Source organism: uncultured Roseibium sp., assembly GCF_947496995.1.
GTDB lineage: Bacteria > Pseudomonadota > Alphaproteobacteria > Rhizobiales > Stappiaceae > Roseibium.
Genome location: NZ_CANMFD010000004.1, coordinates 212,120 through 231,138, shown reverse-complemented (window position 1 = coordinate 231,138; position 19,019 = coordinate 212,120). Strand labels below are relative to the sequence as shown.

Genomic DNA, 19,019 nt, shown 5'->3' with positions numbered 1-19,019 from the left:
AACAACCTGATCCTGTTCGCAGCTTTCCGGGCGCTGCGCGGCCCGGTATTTTGTCCTTTTGCTTTCTTCCGCTATTCATGCGGGAGCTCATGATAGACGGAGAAGCGCGGTGCAGGGCCAGGACGTCAAGCGGGCGCTTTTTGAAGTGCTCGAGGATACAGGCAAACGGAAGGTCGCCGCGCGTACGCTGCGTCAGTTTCTTGTCTTTCTGATTCTCGCCAATATCGTGCTGGCCGTTCTGGAGACGGTTCCGGAAGTCCGGCAGATTCTCAACACCTATCTGAGTTTCGTACAACTCGGCTGCGGTTTCATATTTCTGGTTGAATATATCCTGCGGCTCTACGTCGCCGACCTGCATCCGCCGTTGCGCCGTTACGGCCCGTTCTGGGCGCGGGTGCGATATGCGATGCATCCCGATGCCATCGTCGATCTGATCGGCGCGCTGCCGCTGCTCTTCGTGCTGTTTCTGCCGAACCAGGCGTTGACTGTCGTCGTCATCCTGCGGCTGCTGCGGTTTCTCAAGCTCGCCCGCTATTCTCCCGCCCTGCGCTCGCTTATCTCGGCGGTGGCCGGAGAGAGAAAGGCGCTGCTCGGCTCCACGATGATCATCTTTGGCGTCGTGCTGCTGGCGGCCACGGTGATGTATCTGATCGAGCACAGTCATCAGCCGGAAAAGTTTCGCAGCATTCTGCACGGCATGTATTGGGCGATCACCACGGTGACGACGGTCGGCTACGGCGACGTCGTGCCGGTCAGCAATCTGGGAAAAATGGTCGCCAGCGTAGTCATGTTCATGGGCTACGGTCTGATCGCGCTGCCGGTCGGCATCATCGCTTCGGCCTTCGCCCGGGAGATTCACAGCCGGGACTTTGTCGTTACCTGGTCGATGGTGGCGCGCGTGCCGCTGTTCGAAGACCTGAAGGCAACGGAAATCGCCGAGGTTGCCAAGCTGCTGCAGGCCCAGAATGTGCGCAAGGGAAGCACGATCGCCGAGAAAGGCGCGGTGGCGGACCGGATGTTCTTCATTGCAGACGGCGAGGTGGAAATCAGACTGCCGCATGAAACGGTCTATCTCGGCGTGGGGAGTTTCTTCGGCGAACTGGCGCTGATCAACCAGACCCGGCGAACCGCGAACATCACTGCCTACAGGGACTGCCAGCTGCTGGTGCTGGAGGCCGATGCGCTGCATCACCTTATGGACCGGGACGGGGAACTCGCCAAGAAAATCATGGATGAGGCGAAGGAACGTGCGCATGAGGGCAAGAAGATCCTCGGCGAGCTTGCCGAGGAAGAACTGCAGCAGGCCGGCGTGTTCGCGTCAATGGACGACGCGCGCGAGGAACCGGAGCTCTTCGGCGAAGAGGACAAGGACGAGGCAGACGGGCCCGACAAGAAACCTCCCGAGGATCCGAAGCCTCAATAGGGCGTGAGGCCCGGCGGCAATTGGGCATAGAGCGGATCGCCCTGCCAGAAGACATCCGTCGGGCCGACGACAAAATCGACCAGGTTCCAGCGGCCATACTGATGCCGCAGCAGCGCAAAGGTGAGCAGGCCGTCCATATATTCGGCATCGCTGGCGAAGGTGGTCCGCGAGAGATCTATGGCGCCGCCACCCGGACGCTGCGGGCTGAGCTGGACGAAGGCCCAGCCGCTACCCGACCGCATCCAGTCGACCACGAATTCGACCGGCGGGCCGACCCTGGCTTCCAGCATCGGGCGCACCGCGTTGAGCAGCTCGGAGCGCTCGGCGGTGCCGCGCGCCGGTTCATGAACGCTCTGGGCGCTCACCCCGGAGCTGGCTGCAAGCAGAAGAAACAAGCTTAAGAAAAGTCCTGCAAGGAATTGCGAATAAAAAGAAAAGCGTCTTTCTTGAGAAAATGATTCAATCATTGTCGCCCTGCTGATATTCCTGTTTGACCATGGCAGGAAAAACGTAGCATGAAAACCATCGGACTGCTTGGTGGGATGAGCTGGGAGAGCACCGCCACCTACTACCAGATGCTCAACCGAATGGCGCGGGAGCGGCTCGGTGGGCTGCATTCGGCCAAATGTCTTCTCTGGTCCTTCGATTTCGCCGAGATCGAGGCCGCCCAGGCCGCCGGGGACTGGGACGAGGCGACGGAGATGATGGTCGACGCGGCCCGCAACCTGGAACGCGGCGGCGCGCAGTGCCTGGTGATCTGCACCAACACGATGCACAAGATGGCCGGGCAGGTGCAGGCGGCGGTTTCAATGCCGCTGATCCACATCGCCGATGCGACGGCACCTGCGATCAGGGAAGCCGGCTGCAAGGCGCCGCTGCTGCTGGCCACCGCCTACACGATGGAGCAGGATTTCTACAAGGGCCACCTGAAGGATCGGCACGCGATAGACGTGCGAGTGCCTGAGGCGGAGGACCGTGAGGAGATCCACCGGATCATCTACGAGGAGCTCTGCCGCGGTGAAATCTGGGCGGATTCCAAGGAAACCTATCTGGAGACGGTCGCCCGGGAAAAGGCGCGCGGCGCGGACGGGGTGATCTTCGGCTGCACGGAAATCGGTCTTCTGGTGAAGGCGGAGGATTTCGACATTCCCGCCTTCGACACGACCGCGCTGCACGCCAAGGCAGCGCTGGATTTCGCGCTTGAGGTCTAGGCCATCACAGCCTGAAAACTGTCTCTTGCCCTGACCCTTTCCAACCAGGCGGTGAGCCGGGGCGCAGCTTTGAGAAGCATGGCGCCTTCCTCTGCCTTCTGAAAAAGGTCGAGCATTGGGGCGGCGTGGCAGTCGGCGAGGGTCGGGTGGTCACCGAGGAGGAACGGGCCGGGTGATGCCAGAGCTTCCAGCGCAGACACGATCCTGCGGGCCGGGCCGAGGGCGGAGGAAATCCTGACCTCGTCGGGCGCACCGCCCTCACGGGGCTTGACCACCCGCTCGACGTAGATCTCCCAGACCAGGGTGCGATAGGCATAGGCGTCCAGGATCGACTGGATCTGTGTCATGCGGGCCCGCTCCACGGGCGTTTCCGGCTGCAGGGGCGGGCCGTCGAAGGCCTCGTCCACGTAGCGCAGAATGGCGGTTGTCTCGTAAAGAGTGAAACCGTCCTGCTTCAGCGCCGGGATCCTGCCGAAGGGATGCAGGTCCAGATAACCGGGGGGCGGTCCTTCCGGGCCGAAGACGTCGACCGGGTGCAGCACATAGGCGACACCTTTTTCTTCCAGCGCCAGCCGGACGGCGCGCACATAGACCGAATATTCGGCTCCGAAAAGATCAATCATCGTTTCTCCAACCGGTCGAGACGCAGCCTGTGCCTTGTGTCGGTAAGGCGCCAGATGCTGGCGAAAGTTGCTCCCAGCACACCGAGCCCGGTGGCGCCACCCAGCAGGAACATGATCATGAGCTGGTATTTGACGGCTTCGCGCGGATCGATGCCGGAGAGGATCTGGCCGGTCATCATGCCCGGCAGCGAGACGACGCCGGTCGCCGCCATGGCGTTGATGATGGGTGTGAAGCCGGACCGCAGCGCCTGGCGCAGGGCAGGGCGCGTCGCTTCCCAGCGGGTTCCGCCCAGAAGTAGCCGGGCCTCCACGTCGCGCTTTCCCTGTGCGAGCGCCGTGTGCAGGGTGTCGAGGCCGAGGCTGACGCCGGTCATGGTGTTTCCGAGGATCATTCCGAAGAGCGGCAGGGCGTATTGCGGCTGCCAGACGGGCTCCGGACGGATCAGCCCGGCAAGGGCGTAGAGCGTGACCAGCGACCCGGCGAGCAGCATTGCCCCGGCGCCGAGGCCAACGCCCAAAAGCCCGTCGAGACGCCGCTTCTGGCGCGCCCGGATCTCGCGGGCCGCAAAGGCGGCCATCACGGTGGCGGCAAGCAGGGTCCACCACAGGGAGCCTGCAAAGAAGATCGCCTTCAGGATCAGGCCGACCAGGACGAGCTGCACGGTCATGCGCAAGGCGGAAACGATCAGCGTGCGTGCAAGACCGAGGTTGAGGGCGATGGAGAAAACCGCGTTCAGAACCAGGAAGATCGAGGCGGCGACCAGATCCCAATAGGTGAGGGCCTGATATCCGCTCATGGCGCGTCTTGCCGCGAAGGGGAGGCAGATAACCTGCCGCTTTCCATATACAGGTGACGGGCGCCCAGACGGTCCGGTTGGTCCGGATCGTGGGTGACGAACAGAATGGCGCACCCCCTTGCCGTACAGTCCTTCATCAGCATCTCGACCCTGGCGACCGACGGTGGATCGAGCGCCGAAGTCGGCTCGTCCAGCAGCAGGACCTTCGGGCCGAGCTGGAGTGCACGGATCAGCGCGAGCCTCTGGCGCTCTCCCGTGGAGAGCCGCGAAACCTGCCAGGAAAGGGCGTCCTTCAGACCGACAGCCTCCAGCTGCTTTCCCAGATCCGGCGTCTCGGTGAAATGATCGCGCACGTCCTCCGCCCACCAGCCGCTTTCGGCCGGAACGAACGCAACCTGTCTGCGCCAGACAGGCGCCGGCATTTTCTCCCGCTCCGTTCCTTCGAGGGTCAGCATGCCGCTGTTCAGGTCGAGGTCCGCAATGGCGCGCAAGAGCAGGGATTTTCCAGCTCCCGAGGGACCGGAGATCGCCGTGAAACTACCCTTTTCCAAGTCAAGATCCACCGGCCCGACCAGCGGCGTCCTCAGATTCTCGATTGTCAGCACCAAGCGTTCCCCCAGACCAGGTCGCTGGAGAGCCTAGAACAACATGCCATCGGTTGGAATCAATTGAATGTGCGAAAGGCACTCATTGCTAAAACGGGCGAGATGAAGCGCCGTCCAAGGAGCTTTACCGGGTGTCACCCCAGGCGCAGCCCAGCGGAGACCCGGGGCCCACTCGCGGTGCCGCTTGCCAAGCAAGGATGATTGTCCGTCGGCGGTTGCTACCCGCTTCGGGCCTGCGTTGTATGTCTCAAGGCGGTGTGTGAAGCGGACTTGGGGATACCCAACAGAGGCTCTGCGAACGAGTGGGCCCCGGCTCGGCGCTACGCTTGGCCGGGGTGACGGTTGAGGGTGGGACTTGGCTTCTTGGTTCACTCAACAGAGTTGATGACAGCCGAGGGGGATGGCTGCTGCAGGTCGGCTGGCACCGGGAACCGTCCTTCGATTCCCGTGCCAGCAATTGCCGTCCTTACAGCTCGCTCATTGCCTTTGCCAGGTTTTCGTCGATCTTGTCGAGGAAGCCTGTGGTGGTCATCCAGGACTGGTCCGGGCCGACCAGAAGGGCGAGGTCCTTGGTCATGTAGCCGGCTTCCACCGTCTTGATGCAGACGCTTTCCAGGGTCTTGGCGAACCGGGCGAGCTTGTCGTTGCCGTCGAGCTTGGCCCGGTGGGCGAGGCCGCGGGTCCAGGCGAAGATCGAGGCGATGGAGTTCGTGGAGGTGCTTTCGCCCTGTTGGTGCTGGCGGTAGTGGCGGGTGACCGTGCCGTGGGCGGCTTCCGCTTCCACCGTCTTGCCGTCCGGGGTCATCAGCACCGAGGTCATCAGGCCGAGCGAGCCGAAGCCCTGGGCCACCGTGTCGGACTGGACGTCGCCATCGTAGTTCTTGCAGGCCCAGACGTAGCCGCCGGACCATTTCAATGCGGAGGCGACCATGTCGTCGATCAGGCGGTGCTCGTACCAGATGCCGGCTTCGGCGTATTTGTCCTTGAAGTCGGCCTCGTAGACCTCCTCGAAGATATCCTTGAAGCGGCCGTCATAGGCTTTCAGGATGGTGTTCTTGGTGGAGAGATAACACGGCACCTTGCGCTGCAGGGCGTAGTTTAGCGAAGCGCGGGCGAAGTCGCGGATCGAGTCGTCAAGATTGTACATCGCCATGGCGACGCCGGCAGAAGGCGCGTCATAGACCTCGTGCTCGATGACCTCGCCGTCCTCGCCGGTGAAGGTGATGGTCAGCTTGCCCTTACCCGGGAAGCGGAAGTCGGTGGCGCGGTACTGGTCGCCGAAGGCATGACGGCCGACGATAATCGGCTGAGTCCAGCCCGGCACCAGCCGCGGGACGTTCTGCATGATGATCGGCTCGCGGAAGATCACCCCGCCGAGAATGTTGCGGATCGTGCCGTTGGGCGAACGGTACATGCGCTTAAGGCCGAATTCCTCCACCCGCGCCTCGTCGGGCGTGATGGTGGCGCACTTGATGCCGACGCCGTGCTTCTTGATGGCGTTGGCCGCGTCGACGGTGATCTGGTCGTCGGTCTCGTCGCGCTTCTCGATCGAGAGATCGTAATATTCCAGATCGATATCGAGATAGGGGTGGATCAGCTTGTCCTTGATGAACTGCCAGATGATCCGGGTCATCTCGTCGCCGTCAAGTTCGACAACCGGATTATCGACTTTGATCTTTGCCATGGAAACTCGGCCTCGCGTTTTTTTAGAAGATGGGGTGGTGCAGACGCATGTCTCTGAAGAGGTGCTTTAGCAGATTATAATTGTGTGCGCTTGTATACAATTATAATGAGGTAGACAAGGGGTGGATCTGCCGGAGTTCCCGGTGAACAGAGAGCATCAAGCCTGAATTCTTCCGTGGGCTCGAAATTTGATCCATCATGCAGTTTCTCCGGTTGCTGCATTTGCTTGAACGGCATTTGAACACGGAAGCATCGAACTTTTGCGACGTCCTTCCGGACCTGCGTGCAGCAAGGGCTGGATTTGTCCGGTTTGACGAAGAGGACCGGATGGGATTTCTCATTGATCACCCATTTGGGGAACCTTGCCGGTTCTCTTCTCCTGATGCTCCCGGATCTCCTGCGCATGCGGCCTCACAAGATCGGCGACCGTCACCCGTTCGAGCTCGGCTTGGAAGGTTTCCCGCGCGGCCTCGAGGGCCTTGCCGGTGGCCAGGTTGGCTGCGCGTTCCAGCAAGCAGGTGGGGGCGTCAGCCGAGCGGCCGAGGGAGAAAAGCTCAGGGGAGCCGAGGGCGGCGTAGACATCGGCAAGGGCAATTTCGTTCAGCGGCCTTTCCAGAACCCAGCCGCCGCCATGCCCCCTTGTGGAGCCGACGAAACCCACCTCACGCATGCCTGCCATTGTCCGCCGGACCAGCGACGGGTTGGTGTTGAGCATCTTTCCGATCTGCTCTGACGTTAACGGCTCTTCCGCTTGCTCCAGATGCAAAAGCACGTGAAGCACGCGCGGCAGACGGCTGTCGGTGCGCATTTTCTGATCTCCGCTGTTGCCGCGAGGATAAGGTATGTCCGCTCACGTTACAAACAGAGATACAAAAGATTGACAGATAAAAATTTGTTACTTTATAAGTAACGAAATGCTTTGATTTTCGATAAGGGAGTCGCCGGAACGATGCCAGCGGTTGCGAAAAAAGGTGAGGGGATGCAGAGGCGCCGGGCGGTCCTGGCCGCGCTTTATCTCGCCATGTTCATGAATATTCTGGATGTGAGTGCCGTCAATCTCGCGCTTCCCTCGATCCGGGAGGGGCTTGACGCTTCCGCGACAGACCTGGAATGGGTGCTCGTCATCTATGTCCTCACATTTGCTGCGGGGCTTCTGCCCTTCGGCCGGTTTGGCGATGTGATCGGCCGCGAGCGGGTATTCATGTGGGGCGTTGCCGGTTTCAGCCTGAGTTCGCTTGCCTGTGGACTTGCTCCGGATATCGGTAGCCTCGTCGTCAGCCGTGCCGTCCAAGGGGTAGCTGCCGCGATGATGGTGCCGCAGGTGCTTGCTATCATGCGTGTGATCTTTCCCGAAGAGGAGCGAGGCAAAGCCATCGCCCTTTTCGGGACGATAAGTGCGCTCGGAGCGGTGGCGGGGCCGCTGGTCGGCGGCGTGATCGTATCGGCCGATATCGCCGGGCTCGGCTGGCGGCCTATCTTCCTGATAAATATCCCGGTCGGTATGTTCTCGCTTTATGGAGCCTGGCGGTTCGTCCCGAAGATCCGTGCAGGGGAGCGTGTCACCTCCGACTGGGCCGGCACGATCCTGTTCGCGATGGCGATCGCCGGTTTTGTTTTCCCTCTGGTCGAGGGACGCCAGTTCGGCTGGCCGCTGTGGTGCTTTGCGCTTATGGCCCTTTCGGCGGGTCTGGGAGGCCTGTTCCTGAAGCTGCAGGCGCGCCGGGCGGCGGCGGGCCTGGCGCAGCTTTTGCCGACCGTTCTCCTGTCGGACCGGATGTTCGTTTACGGGCTGGCGACCGTCTGCGCTTTCTTTTCGGGACTGGCCGGTGTGTTTTTCGTTCTTGCGATCTTCCTGCAATCCGGCCTCGGCCTGTCGCCTCTCGCGGCCGGGATAGCTCTTGCACCGCATCCGGTGGGTGTGATGATCGGATCCTATCTGAGCGCCCGGCTCGGCGGCCGCACGCCCGGTCAGCGGGTCGCTATCGGCATTTTCATTCTGTTCCTGGGCATGGTGTCCGTACGGCTTGCAACCGTTGGCACGCTGCTGGCCGGGGGAGACTTTCTTCTGCCGCTGTTGACTGTCGGACTTGGCACCGGAGTGGCCATCGCTGCCCTGTTCCAGAGTATTCTCGCGCGCGTCTCCGGTCCGGATGCGGGGGCAGGGTCGGGCGTGCTGCAGGCCTTCCAGCAGATTGGCATTGCCCTCGGGATCGCTTTGCAGGGGCAGATTTTCTTTTACGTTCTCGGAGCATCCTCGTCCCCGTCCGCCTATCTGGCGGCGGCGCGGGCGGCGTTGCTCTATCCGGCCGGGGTCTTTCTTCTCCTGACGCTTACTGCCGTCCTTGCGATGAAATCGCAGGGCGGCCGGTTGACATAATCGGACGACGGACACCCCACGACGGCAAACGACGAGAATTCGCTTGCAGTCCTTCGGCAATCGCTGCAAATCTACCCGGTGAGATGGTTCTGCCTGAACAAGCGTGACGGCGGATGAAATGGGAACACGGTGCGGCGTACCCAACAGGGACCAATACCGTGGCTGCCCCCGCAACTGTAAGCGGTGAGCGATGCCCTTCAGCCACTGGCCTTTTGGCCGGGAAGGCGGGCGGAGCTGAGACCCGTGAGCCAGGAGACCTGCCATCCGACGGTTTTTTGCGAAAAGCCAATCAGAAACCCTGTTCGCGCACGGAGGGTGCGCAAAGGAGACAAGACATGCATATCGAACCCGGCATCGTTGACGGCGCCAAAATCGTTCTCAGCTACGGCACGGCCGCGGCATCCTTCGGCCTTCTGGGCAAACTGGCGCTCGACACCATCCGCAAGAGCGGCGTGGCAAGCCTCGCCGTGCGCTCGCTCATCACCACGCTTCTGGTGTTCTCCTTCTTCGAACTGCTGCCGCATTATCCGGTTGGCGTTTCGGAAGTACACTTCGTCCTCGGCTCGACGCTGTTCCTGATGTTCGGAGCCGGACCGGCCGCCATCGGTCTTGCCTTGGGCCTGCTGCTGCAGGGCATGCTGTTCGCACCGTTCGACCTGCCGCAATACGGCATGAACGTCACCACGTTGATCGTGCCGCTCTGGGCCGTTGGCGTCGTTGCGAAAAAGCTGATTGCGCAGAAGACCGCCTATGTGGACGTGACCTACGCCCAGGCCCTGGCCCTTTCCACCACCTACCAGGGCGGCATCGTTGCCTGGGTGGCGTTCTGGGCTTTCTACGGCCAGGGCTTCGGTGCGGAAAACATGGTCTCGATCGGATCCTTCGGTGCGGCCTACATGCTGGTTGTTATCGGCGAGCCGCTGGCGGACCTTGCCGTTCTGGCCGCAGCCAAGACGCTGGCGCCGTTCACCAGGAACATCGCTTTCAACAGCCGCCTGCACGAGGCAGCCGCTTAAGGCGCAACACTTTTACTGATACCGGAAAGGGCGGCCATCGAGCCGCCCTTTTGTTTGATGACAAACCTTCAAGTCGCCATCAACTCTGTTGAGCGCAGTGCTGACTTGAGGACTGTAATTCTCGAAAGCGCTTCGTCATTGCAGGGCTTGCCCCACTGCTGTCCGGTTTAAAAATCTAGACAGAGCGCATGACATTGATTCTACTCGGCTTCAGACGTTTGGCCGCGTTTGAGACACGAACAGAGGATCAATGTCATGCGCCATCACAATAGCGTTTTTCATCAAGTGCTGAAGCATGTTCCTTGGGGCGAGTTCAATCGCCTTGTGGATGAGCATAAAGCGGACCACCGCGTCCGCCGTTTGACGACGAAGACCCAGTTTCTGGCCCTTTTGTTCGGCCAGCTTGCAGGCGCGCAGAGCCTCAGGGAGATTGAGACCGGTCTGATGAGCCAATCCGCCCGGCTTTATCATGCGGGTGGCAACTGCGTGGCCAGGACGACACTGGCTGACGCCAATGCCCGGCGGCCGGCCGCACTCTATGCTGAGCTCTTCGCCTTTATGGCTGCTGCCGCCAGTCGGCGAACACGCAGGCACCTGGCAGATGCCGTGCGCATCCTCGATGCCAGTCGGATCCGCTTGTCTTCGGCCGGGACAGGTTGGGCCGATACAGTAAGCGGCCATCGGGCCATCAAGCTGCATGTCACTTACGATCCGTATGCTGACACCGCGCTGGAGACCACTGTAACCGGTCAAAGGGTTCACGATGTTCTCCCTGCCAAAGACATGGAGATCGAGCCGGGGATGACCTATGTGTTCGATCTCGGCTATTACGATTACGCTTGGTGGAAGAAGCTCGACGCGAATGGATGCCGGTTCGTTTCCCGGTTGAAGACCAACACAAACCTTCAGGTCAGCGCAGAACGGGATGTGCCCGCAAGCAGCAACATCCTTTCCGACCGCATCGGGTTGCTCCCACAGCGCTTGGCCCGGTCGCGCCGCAATCCCTTCGACGATCCCGTCCGTGAGATCACCGTACGGATCTCAACAGGCAAAACCATCCGGCTTGTCACCAACGACCTGGACGCACCGGCCGACGAAATCGCCGATCTCTACAAACAACGCTGGCAAATCGAGCTGTTCTTCAAGTGGATCAAGCAGAACCTGAAGATCCGGCATTTCCTCGGAACGTCCGAGAATGCCGTACGCATCCAGATCTTCATCGCCTTGATCGCCTATATCCTGCTGAGAGCCGCTCAGGCGACCCAGACCGCAGTCAAGCAACCACTCGCCTTCGCACGCCTTGTTCGCCTCAACCTCATGCATCGACGCACAATCAACGCACTAAACACTCACAAACCACCACCGGAAACAGACACAAGGCAGATGACCCTAAACCTTAATCCAATTTAAACCGGACAGCAGTGGGCTTGCCCCTGCAATCCATGCCGTGACATCCGGTCAGGACAGGCTGCCCTGCGTGGCAACGAAGCGGCGTGGATGCCATGGTCAAGCCATGGTTTGACGAAGAAGAAATGTTTTTGGGCAGGTGAGGGAGGACGAGCGGGAAGATTGCCTGTCTCAGAAGTGTAAAGGGCGGCCCCTGGGCCGCCCTTTTGTCGTTTGCTATCTTTTGGCGGATCAGCCGATGATGCCGTTCAGCGTCGCACTCGGACGCATGACGGCGTCGACCTTGGCCTGCGGGGCGTGATAATAGCCGCCGGTATCGGCCGGTCCGCCCTGAACGCCGTTCAGCTCGGCGACAATGGCATCCTCGTTGGAGGTCAGCGCCTCGGCAACCGGTGTGAACTGGGCTTTCAGGTCCGCGTCCTTGTCCTGGGCCGCCAGGGCCTGGGCCCAGTAGAGCGCCACATAGAAATGGCTGCCACGGTTGTCCAGCCCGCCAACCTTGCGGGACGGGGACTTGTCATTGTCGAGCAGCTTTTCAACCGCGCTGTCCAAGGTTTCGGCAAGGATTGCCGCCTTGGTGTTGCCCTTGGCGTTGGCAAGGTGCTCCAGCGAGGCGCCGAGGGCGCAGAATTCACCCAGCGAATCCCAGCGGAGGTAATTTTCCTCCATGAGCTGCTGAACGTGCTTGGGGGCCGAACCGCCGGCACCGGTCTCGAACAGGCCGCCGCCGTTCATCAGCGGTACGATGGAAAGCATCTTGGCTGAGGTGCCGACTTCCAGGATCGGATAGAGGTCCGTCAGGTAGTCGCGCAAGACGTTGCCGGTGATGGAAATCGTGTCTTCACCGCGGGCGATCCGCTCGGTGGTGAACCTTGCGGCGTCTTGCGGCGCCATGATCTTCAGGTCGAGACCGTTCGTGTCGTGGTCCGGCAGGTAGGCTTCGACCTTCCTGATCAGCTCCGCGTCATGGGCGCGGTCCTTGTCCAGCCAGAAAATGCCCGGCATGCCCGACAGGCGGGCCCGCGTAACACCGAGCTTGACCCAGTCACGGATCGGCGCGTCCTTGGTGCGGCAGGCGCGCCAGATGTCGCCTTCTTCGACCGAATGCTCGATCAGGGTGTTGCCGGCCTGGTCGACGATGCGGATGGTGCCGTTCGCCGGTGCCTTGAAGGTCTGCGGATGAGACCCGTATTCCTCGGCCTTCTGGGCCATCAGGCCGACATTCGGCACGGTGCCCATCTTTGCCGGATCCAGGGCGCCGTTTTCGCGGCAGAAGTCGATCACCGCCGAATAGACGCCCGCATAGGAACTGTCCGGGATCACGCATTTCGCGTCGGCTTCCTTGCCGTCCGGGCCCCAGCCCTTGCCACCGGCGCGGATCAGGGCAGGCATGGATGCATCGATGATGACATCGGAAGAGACATGCAGGTTGGTGAGACCCTTGTCGGAGTTCACCATGTACAAGGCCGGCCCGTTGTCGAGCGCATTCTTGATATCGGCCTGGATTTCCGTCGCCTTGACGGCCGGCAGGGTGGCTACCTTGGCTTCCAGATCGCCGATGCCGAGATCCGGATTGACGCCGAGTTCGGCAAAGGTGGCCGCATGCTTGTCAAAAACGTCCTTCAGGAAAACCCTGACGCAATGGCCGAAGATGATCGGGTCGGAGACCTTCATCATGGTGGCCTTCAAATGCAGGGAGAACAGGATGCCCTGATCCTTGGCATCGCGGATTTCCCTGGCCAGAAACGCGTCCAGCGCCCTGACGCTCAGGAAGGTGGCGTCGATGACATCGCCTTCTTCCAGCGGCCAGTCACCCTTGAGCGTCGTGGCGGCACCGTCGGCCGCGACGAATTCGATCTTCGCGGTGCCGGCGGAAGCGGCCGGAACGGTCACGGACTTTTCGTTGGCGCGGAAATCGTTCGCGTCCATCGTGGCGACATGCGTCTTGGAGGAGGGCTGCCACGCACCCATGCGGTGCGGGTTCTTGCGGGCATATTCCTTGACGGCCTTCGGTGCGCGGCGGTCGGAGTTGCCCTCGCGCAGGACCGGGTTCACGGCGGAGCCCTTGATGGCGTCGTATTTCGCCTTGACGGTCTTTTCCTCGTCCGTCTTCGGCTCGGAAGGATAATCCGGAAGTTTGTAGCCCTGAGCCTGCAACTCCTTGATCGCGGCGTTGAGCTGCGGCTGGGAAGCGGAAATGTTCGGCAGCTTGATGACGTTCGCTTCCGGCTGCTTGACCAGATTGCCAAGCTCGGCCAGGTCGTCCGGCTGTTTCTGGTCTGCGCTCAGATACTCCGGGAAATTTGCGAGGATACGGCCGGCAAGGGAAATGTCCTTCGTGCCGATGGTCAGGCCGGCTGCCTTGGTGAAGGAGCGGATGATCGGCAGGAATGAGGCGCTTGCCAGTTCCGGTGCCTCGTCGACCCTGGTGTAGATGATGTCGGCCATGACTCTTCCATTTCCTTAGCGTTAGGTACGTTATCCTGTGGAGCGGAAATCGCGTGCTCCGATGGAATTTCGAAATGCGTATACAATTGTACGCAATCAATTGCCAGCCCTCCGGAAGGCGGAGACGGCCTGTCCCGGGGAGTTCTAGCAAAGGCTGAGGAAAAGGCAATCGGAAGGAAGCCCGAGGGCGGGGTTCAGAGGCGGGGCGTCCAGAAATCGACCGCGCCTTCCGGCAGTCTTGCGAGCACGCGATCCAGCTGCCTTTCATCGACCGAGGACCGTCTCAGGGCTTTGGCGACATCTGATATCGCGCTGTCCGGCGCCATATTATGGTCCTGGCGCACGGATTTGACCTTGCGCGTCAGCGAATTGCGGTCCGGAAAGGGCGGCGGCGTTTCACCGGGCTGCCAATCCTCGACCCAGTCCTCGACGAAAATTGCCCGGGTGACAGCCGGCAGGATGTTTGCAAATTCAAGCGCCTGGGAGGTGGTCAGGTGGGCGCGGAAGGTGTGCAGAACGGCGCGCAGGGTATGGTAGGCCTGATGATGTGTCTGCAGTATGCAGGTGTCACGCACATCCTGAAGGAAAGCGTCGAAATCCAGGGAAGCGTGAAAATAGGTTTGCGGCATCGGCATGGTGACTTCATGATTCTCATTGTTATTTTTATCAATTAGTACCCGTATCACCGCTCGCCGTCATGATTTTTCTCAAAAGAATCAACCCGTTAAAGTTGTCTACCGGTTGTTGTTCCGAAAAGTGCCGCCGGGTCCCGTCACGCTTTGGTCCCGGGAAAAACGGTTTCAACCAGCTTTCCATTTTTCCAAGAAACCGCTAAATCCCGCCCCTATGAGCAAGAACGTGAAAATCAGGGATGAAGCCCGCAATGTGACGGCGAAACCGCCGGCGGTGATCCTGTGCGAGCCGCAGCTTGGCGAGAACATCGGCACAGCGGCGCGGGCCATGGCGAATTTCGGACTGGTCGACCTCAGGATCGTCAACCCGCGCGACGGCTGGCCAAGCGACAGCGCGCGCGCTGCCGCGGCCCGGGCGGATCATGTCATCGATAACGTGCAAGTGTTCGACAGTGTCGAGGCGGCGATTGCCGATCTGCAGTTCGTCTACGCGACGACCGCACGCTCGCGCGAGGTGTCCAAGCCGGTGCGCGGGCCGGACGAAGCCGCGGCCAAATCCGTGCAACTGGGTGAAAACGCGCACGCCACGGGGTATCTGTTCGGGCGGGAACGCTGGGGGCTCAACAATGACGAGATCGCCCTGGCCGACGAAATCGTCACTTTGCCTGTCGATCCGGATTTCGCCTCCCTGAACATCGCTCAGGCCGTGCTGGTGTGTGCCTACGAGTGGCGCAAGCAGGCAACTTCCGGCGCGCTGCCCTTTCTGTTGTCGGAAGAAGTGCATCCTCCGGCAAACAAGGACGAGATCGTTCGCTTCTTCGAGCATCTCGAAGGCGCCCTGGATGCGGCGACCTTCTTCCGTCCGCCCGAGCGGCGCCCTCATATGGTTCTGACCCTGCGCAACATCTTCCAGAAGGCGCAACTGACCGACCAGGAAGTGCGCTCGCTGCGCGGCGTGGTCGCCGCACTGGAAAAGCGCGCAACGCGGCCGCCCAAGAAGCGAGGCCGGAAAAAAAGTGAAGAATGAGGCGCAACTCGCGATACCGGCCGGACCGGTTCTCTTCTTCGATTCCGGGCTTGGCGGCCTGACGGTCCTGCGCGAGGCCCGCTATCTCTTGCCTTACGAGCGTCTGCTTTATGTCGCCGACGATGCGGCTTTTCCGATCGGGCGGTGGCCCGAAGCCGATCTCAAGGCGCGGCTCCTGTCGCTTTTCGACGACCTCATTGTTGCCCATCGCCCCAAGGCGGTCGTCATCGCCTGCAACACGGCCTTTACCCTTGTCGGCGATGCTTTGCGCAAGGCGCATCCGCAGTTGCCCTTTGTCGGCACGGTTCCGGCGATCAAGCCGGCGGCGGAGCGGACGTCCTCAGGTCTGATTTCCGTCCTGGCAACTCCGGGCACAGTGCGCCGGGCCTACACACGGGGCCTGATCGACAGTTTTGCCGGCCAGTGTCACGTGCGCTTGGTGGGGTCCGACACGCTGGCGGAACTGGCGGAACACCATATGCGCGGCGACATGGTTTCAGACGAGGATCTGCTGGCGGAAATCTCGGACTGTTTCGTTGAGCGGGACGGGCAGCGCACCGATATCGTCGTGCTGGCCTGCACGCATTATCCGCTGCTGGCCAACCGTTTCCGCAAGATCGCGCCCTGGCCGGTCGACTGGCTGGATCCGGCGGAAGCCATTGCGCGGCAACTCGTGCGGGTTCTGGGCAGTACGGCGGCGGAAGGACCGGTGCAGGCACCGGACAGCGCCGTCTTCACGTCCTCACCAAAGGACCCGGTGCTGGAAAGGCTTCTGGCCGGGTTCGGGCTGGTTCTGACACATGACCGGAGCGTCAGGCCGCAAGGCACTTGACCGCCAGGCCGTCATCGGAGCGTTTGGCGGCCCGTTTCAGGTTCCAGATCTCGTCGTTGAGCTGATCCGGATGCAAGGTCGTGTTCCGCGGCAGGGTCAATATGGAAATGGAGCACTGGAGCAGTGGAAACCGGCGGGTGGTGCCGAACCGGTCCTGGGCCTCGATATACCCTTGCTCGCGATGCTCCGGCTCGTAGAAGCTTTCCACATTCACGCGGAAGGCGCGCTGGAGGGTGAGCAGTTTTGCAGCGACATCCGTCTGGTCAGTATTCGAGAAGCCGGCGAAAAAGTCGTCCCCGCCCAGATGCCCCACAAAGGTGCCTTTTCCGGAAATATGGCGCTGCAGAAGCTCGCTGAACAGGATGATGGCCCGGTCGCCCTGACGATAGCCGTAGGTATCGTTGAAGGGTTTGAAGTTGTCGAAGTCCAGGTAACACATGTGCCGGACCTTCGATCCCTTGCCCGCGGTCTGCGAGATGAAGCGCATGATGGCGCCGTTCCCCGGAAGCCGGGTGAGGGGGTTCTGGTCCTGCGCTTCCTGCAGGCGCTTTTCGTGGATGATCTTCAGGAGCGACGTTGCTGAGAGAAAACCGCAATAGCGGAAATTCTCGGTGATGATGATGCCGTCCGAATTGATCGAAGAGGCAAAGGTCACCAGGAGCATGTCCGCGTTGGAATCGATATCGGCGACCGGGCAGGCCCGGACAAAGGAACGAAGCGGGAAGTCCAGCGCGGCTCTTGTATCCTCGTCCTCCGGAGCGCCCGCGTACAGATAGGCTTTCAGATCGCGCTCGTGGATGAGCCCGCGCGGTTCCCTGTTGGAATCCAGCACCGGGACGACGTTGGCTTCCTGGTTATGCACGACCATGTCGAGCAGTTCGTTCATGGACGCGCCGAACTGGATGGTTGGCAGAGCCAGAAGTTCGTTGCGGATGCGTTCCTGCTCGTCGCGCCGCTTGCGGCCCGACCCGGCCGGGCGGATATGATCGTAAAAGAGCTTTGCCCGCGAGGCGTTCCGGATGGGACTGGCGACGAATTCGCCCTGGAGAAGGTCGCATCCCGCGTCCCGGCAGGCCTTGAATTCGCGCTCTGTTTCCACGCCCTCGGCGATCACCCGCGCGCCAAGCACATGGGCGAGATTGGTGACAGTGGTGACGAACAGTTTGCGCCGCGGATCGCTGTCGATGCCGTTCAGGAAAAACCGGTCGATCTTGACGAAGTCCGGCGACAGGTCATGCAGAAGGCGCAACTCGGAAGACCCGCGTCCGAAATCGTCCAGTACGACCAGGAACCCGAGTTGTCTGAGACGGCTGATGGCATGATGGGTGACGTCGTCGAACGTCTGACGGTGGCGCTCGGAAAATTCCAGGCAGATCTGATTCGGTTCAAGGCCGGCCTCGCGCACCTGATCCGCCAGTTGCATGCGCGGGTCGTTCTCCTCGCCGAGGTCACGCGAATCCAGCTTGAAGTAGAGCTTGGAATCCTGGGCGATGTTGAGGCCACTGAACTGTTCCAGAGCCTTGCGCAGGAGTGCGGTTTCCAGTTGCGGCAGGAACCCTTCTGAGCAGGCGCGGTCAAACAGGTCGCCGGGCGAGGCTGCGCCGCACAGATCGAAGTTGAGAAGCCGGGCCTCGTAGCCATAGACAACGCCGGTTCCGATATCGGCCACAGGCTGAAGCGCGTATTCCAGCTTCTCCTGCATGAAGCTCATTGGAACGCCAGGAGGGGCCAGGCTGAAGACACCAGTCTCCTGGGCTGAAATACGATGAGCTGACATGTCGATCCTTGTAAAGAAGGTCTGTAAGTTGAAATTTCGATCGTGTAATGGGATTTCGTGCAGACGGTCTAATTGTTATAATTAGCTATGGTTGCAACAGCGATTGCATAGTGAAAAGCCGCAATTAAAAAAGTCTAAATTTATACATTGTTTTTGGGCAAAATGTTCCCGAATGCGGCGAGATGAGCGAAAACCAACGGCAACCGGCGGTTAAAAGCGGGTACGACTATCCGCAAATCCCGAAAAAAAGTTCGGTTTCCCGACACTGACGTCCCTCCAGCATTGACATTTGAGGGAGCGGCTTGTATCTCCGCGCGGTCCGGCAGGCTTTTGTCTTCCGGATTTACGCACCCGTGGGCATCCAGCCGGCGCCGTCTTGCTGGGTCCCTGTCGATCCCACAGTCCGTTCAATGCGGGCGCCGGGATAAAGGAGGGCGCGTTTCCTTTATAGAAAAACAACGCGAACTCAAAGGAAACCGCGATGTCAAAGCGCCACAGCGTTAAGTACAAAATCGACCGCCGGATGGGCGAAAACATCTGGGGTCGTCCGAAGAGCCCGGCCAACAAGCGTGAATACGGCCCGGGTCAGCACGGCCAGCGCCGCAAGGGCAAACTGTCCGACTTCGGTGTTCAGCTCCGCGCAAAGCAGAAGCTGAAAGGCTATTACGGCAACATCACCGAGAAGCAGTTCCGCAAGGTCTATTCCGACGCATCCCGTCAGAAGGGCGATACGTCCGAAAACCTGATCGGTCTGCTGGAGCGCCGTCTCGACGCGATCGTCTATCGCGCCAAGTTCGTTCCGACCGTGTTTGCTGCCCGTCAGTTCATCAACCACGGCCACATCAAGGTCAACGGCAAGCGCGTCAACATCGCGAGCTACCAGGTACGTCCTGGCGACCTGATCGAAGTTCGTGAAAAGTCCAAGCAACTTGCGCTGGTTCTGGAAGCAGTTCAGTCCGCAGAGCGCGATGTTCCCGATTACATCGACGTGGACCATTCGAAAATGACCGCGACCTACACCCGCGTTCCGGGCTTCTCCGATGTGCCTTACCCGGTACAGATGGAACCGAACCTGGTGGTCGAGTTCTATTCGCGGTAATCAACCGCCGAATACAGATTACGAAAAGGCCCGCCAATCCGGCGGGCCTTTTTTATTTGTGG

17 protein-coding genes and 1 riboswitch are annotated in these 19,019 nt (G+C 60.8%); of the genes, 8 read left to right on the top strand and 9 right to left on the bottom strand.

The annotated features are described in order from the left end of the window. Nucleotides 1-109 precede the first annotated feature (109 nt). Nucleotides 110-1,423 carry a cyclic nucleotide-gated ion channel gene (locus Q1B40_RS17100; protein ID WP_299816989.1) on the top strand — a complete coding sequence of 438 codons (1,314 nt, stop codon included), beginning with the start codon at nt 110-112 and terminating at the stop codon, nt 1,421-1,423. Here the strand turns inward: Q1B40_RS17100 and Q1B40_RS17095 are convergent. Beyond that, nucleotides 1,417-1,818 carry a hypothetical protein gene (locus tag Q1B40_RS17095; RefSeq protein WP_299816987.1) on the bottom strand — a complete coding sequence of 134 codons (402 nt, stop codon included), beginning with the start codon at nt 1,816-1,818 and terminating at the stop codon, nt 1,417-1,419. The two genes, Q1B40_RS17100 and Q1B40_RS17095, sit on opposite strands and share 7 nt — an antisense overlap. 120 nt (nt 1,819-1,938) lie before the next feature. On the opposite strand from Q1B40_RS17095, the gene Q1B40_RS17090 reads away from it, so the two are divergent. Continuing rightward, nucleotides 1,939-2,634 (top strand): aspartate/glutamate racemase family protein, encoded by a 696-nt coding sequence (locus Q1B40_RS17090; protein WP_299816985.1) that lies wholly within the window; start codon nt 1,939-1,941, stop codon nt 2,632-2,634. Here Q1B40_RS17090 and Q1B40_RS17085 read toward each other — a convergent pair. The 5 genes from Q1B40_RS17085 to Q1B40_RS17065 form a co-directional block, all read right to left on the bottom strand. Further along, a complete protein-coding gene (locus Q1B40_RS17085) occupies nt 2,631-3,257 on the bottom strand; it encodes a glutathione S-transferase family protein (RefSeq protein WP_299816983.1) in 627 nt (208 codons plus the stop codon). The two genes, Q1B40_RS17090 and Q1B40_RS17085, sit on opposite strands and share 4 nt — an antisense overlap. Then, a complete protein-coding gene (locus tag Q1B40_RS17080) occupies nt 3,254-4,054 on the bottom strand; it encodes an ABC transporter permease (RefSeq protein WP_299816981.1) in 801 nt (266 codons plus the stop codon). The genes Q1B40_RS17085 and Q1B40_RS17080 overlap by 4 nt, the downstream gene beginning before the upstream one ends. Next, the gene (locus Q1B40_RS17075) at nt 4,051-4,659 is read right to left on the bottom strand and encodes an ATP-binding cassette domain-containing protein (RefSeq protein ID WP_299816979.1); all 609 of its coding nucleotides are present in this window, start codon (nt 4,657-4,659) and stop codon (nt 4,051-4,053) included. Before Q1B40_RS17075 ends, Q1B40_RS17080 begins: the two co-directional genes overlap by 4 nt. A gap of 466 nt (nt 4,660-5,125) precedes the next feature. Further along, nucleotides 5,126-6,343, bottom strand: a complete 1,218-nt coding sequence (locus Q1B40_RS17070) for an NADP-dependent isocitrate dehydrogenase (protein ID WP_299816977.1) — start codon at nt 6,341-6,343, stop codon at nt 5,126-5,128. 336 nt (nt 6,344-6,679) lie between these two features. Further along, the gene (locus Q1B40_RS17065) at nt 6,680-7,150 is read right to left on the bottom strand and encodes an Rrf2 family transcriptional regulator (RefSeq protein ID WP_299816974.1); all 471 of its coding nucleotides are present in this window, start codon (nt 7,148-7,150) and stop codon (nt 6,680-6,682) included. A gap of 171 nt (nt 7,151-7,321) precedes the next feature. On the opposite strand from Q1B40_RS17065, the gene Q1B40_RS17060 reads away from it, so the two are divergent. The 3 genes from Q1B40_RS17060 to Q1B40_RS17050 all read left to right on the top strand — a co-directional run bounded on the left by Q1B40_RS17060 (nt 7,322) and on the right by Q1B40_RS17050 (nt 11,145). Next, complete coding sequence (locus Q1B40_RS17060; protein ID WP_299816972.1) at nt 7,322-8,719, top strand: MFS transporter; 1,398 nt, start codon at nt 7,322-7,324, stop codon at nt 8,717-8,719. A gap of 67 nt (nt 8,720-8,786) precedes the next feature. After that, nucleotides 8,787-8,999, top strand: a riboswitch (cobalamin riboswitch). A 55-nt stretch (nt 9,000-9,054) separates the two neighbouring features. Further along, complete coding sequence (locus Q1B40_RS17055; protein WP_299816970.1) at nt 9,055-9,735, top strand: energy-coupling factor ABC transporter permease; 681 nt, start codon at nt 9,055-9,057, stop codon at nt 9,733-9,735. Nucleotides 9,736-9,990: 255 nt separating this feature from the next. Then, nucleotides 9,991-11,145, top strand: coding sequence for an IS4 family transposase (locus tag Q1B40_RS17050; protein ID WP_299816968.1), 1,155 nt, complete (start codon nt 9,991-9,993; stop codon nt 11,143-11,145). A 228-nt stretch (nt 11,146-11,373) separates the two neighbouring features. Here Q1B40_RS17050 and Q1B40_RS17045 read toward each other — a convergent pair whose 3' ends face one another. Beyond that, on the bottom strand, nt 11,374-13,590 hold the full coding sequence (locus Q1B40_RS17045; RefSeq protein WP_299816966.1) for an NADP-dependent isocitrate dehydrogenase: 2,217 nt from the start codon (nt 13,588-13,590) through the stop codon (nt 11,374-11,376). 194 nt (nt 13,591-13,784) lie between these two features. Further along, entirely contained in the window at nt 13,785-14,225 is a 441-nt protein-coding gene (locus tag Q1B40_RS17040) for a DUF2267 domain-containing protein (RefSeq protein WP_299816964.1), read from the bottom strand. Between the two features lie 211 nt (nt 14,226-14,436). Here Q1B40_RS17040 and Q1B40_RS17035 point away from each other — a divergent pair, with 211 nt between their 5' ends. Together Q1B40_RS17035 and murI are read left to right on the top strand one after the other, a co-directional pair. Further along, the gene (locus Q1B40_RS17035; RefSeq protein ID WP_299816962.1) at nt 14,437-15,249 is read left to right on the top strand and encodes an RNA methyltransferase; all 813 of its coding nucleotides are present in this window, start codon (nt 14,437-14,439) and stop codon (nt 15,247-15,249) included. After that, nucleotides 15,239-16,081: a glutamate racemase gene (gene murI / locus Q1B40_RS17030; RefSeq protein WP_299816960.1), complete on the top strand. Its 843-nt coding sequence runs from the start codon at nt 15,239-15,241 to the stop codon at nt 16,079-16,081. Before Q1B40_RS17035 ends, murI begins: the two co-directional genes overlap by 11 nt. On the opposite strand, the gene Q1B40_RS17025 is transcribed toward murI, so the two are convergent. After that, nucleotides 16,062-17,792: an EAL domain-containing protein gene (locus tag Q1B40_RS17025; RefSeq protein ID WP_299816958.1), complete on the bottom strand. Its 1,731-nt coding sequence runs from the start codon at nt 17,790-17,792 to the stop codon at nt 16,062-16,064. The genes murI and Q1B40_RS17025 overlap by 20 nt on opposite strands. A 547-nt stretch (nt 17,793-18,339) precedes the next feature. Between Q1B40_RS17025 and rpsD the strand changes: the two genes are divergently transcribed. Next, nucleotides 18,340-18,957 carry a 30S ribosomal protein S4 gene (gene rpsD / locus Q1B40_RS17020; RefSeq protein WP_299816956.1) on the top strand — a complete coding sequence of 206 codons (618 nt, stop codon included), beginning with the start codon at nt 18,340-18,342 and terminating at the stop codon, nt 18,955-18,957. Nucleotides 18,958-19,019: the final 62 nt, after the last annotated feature.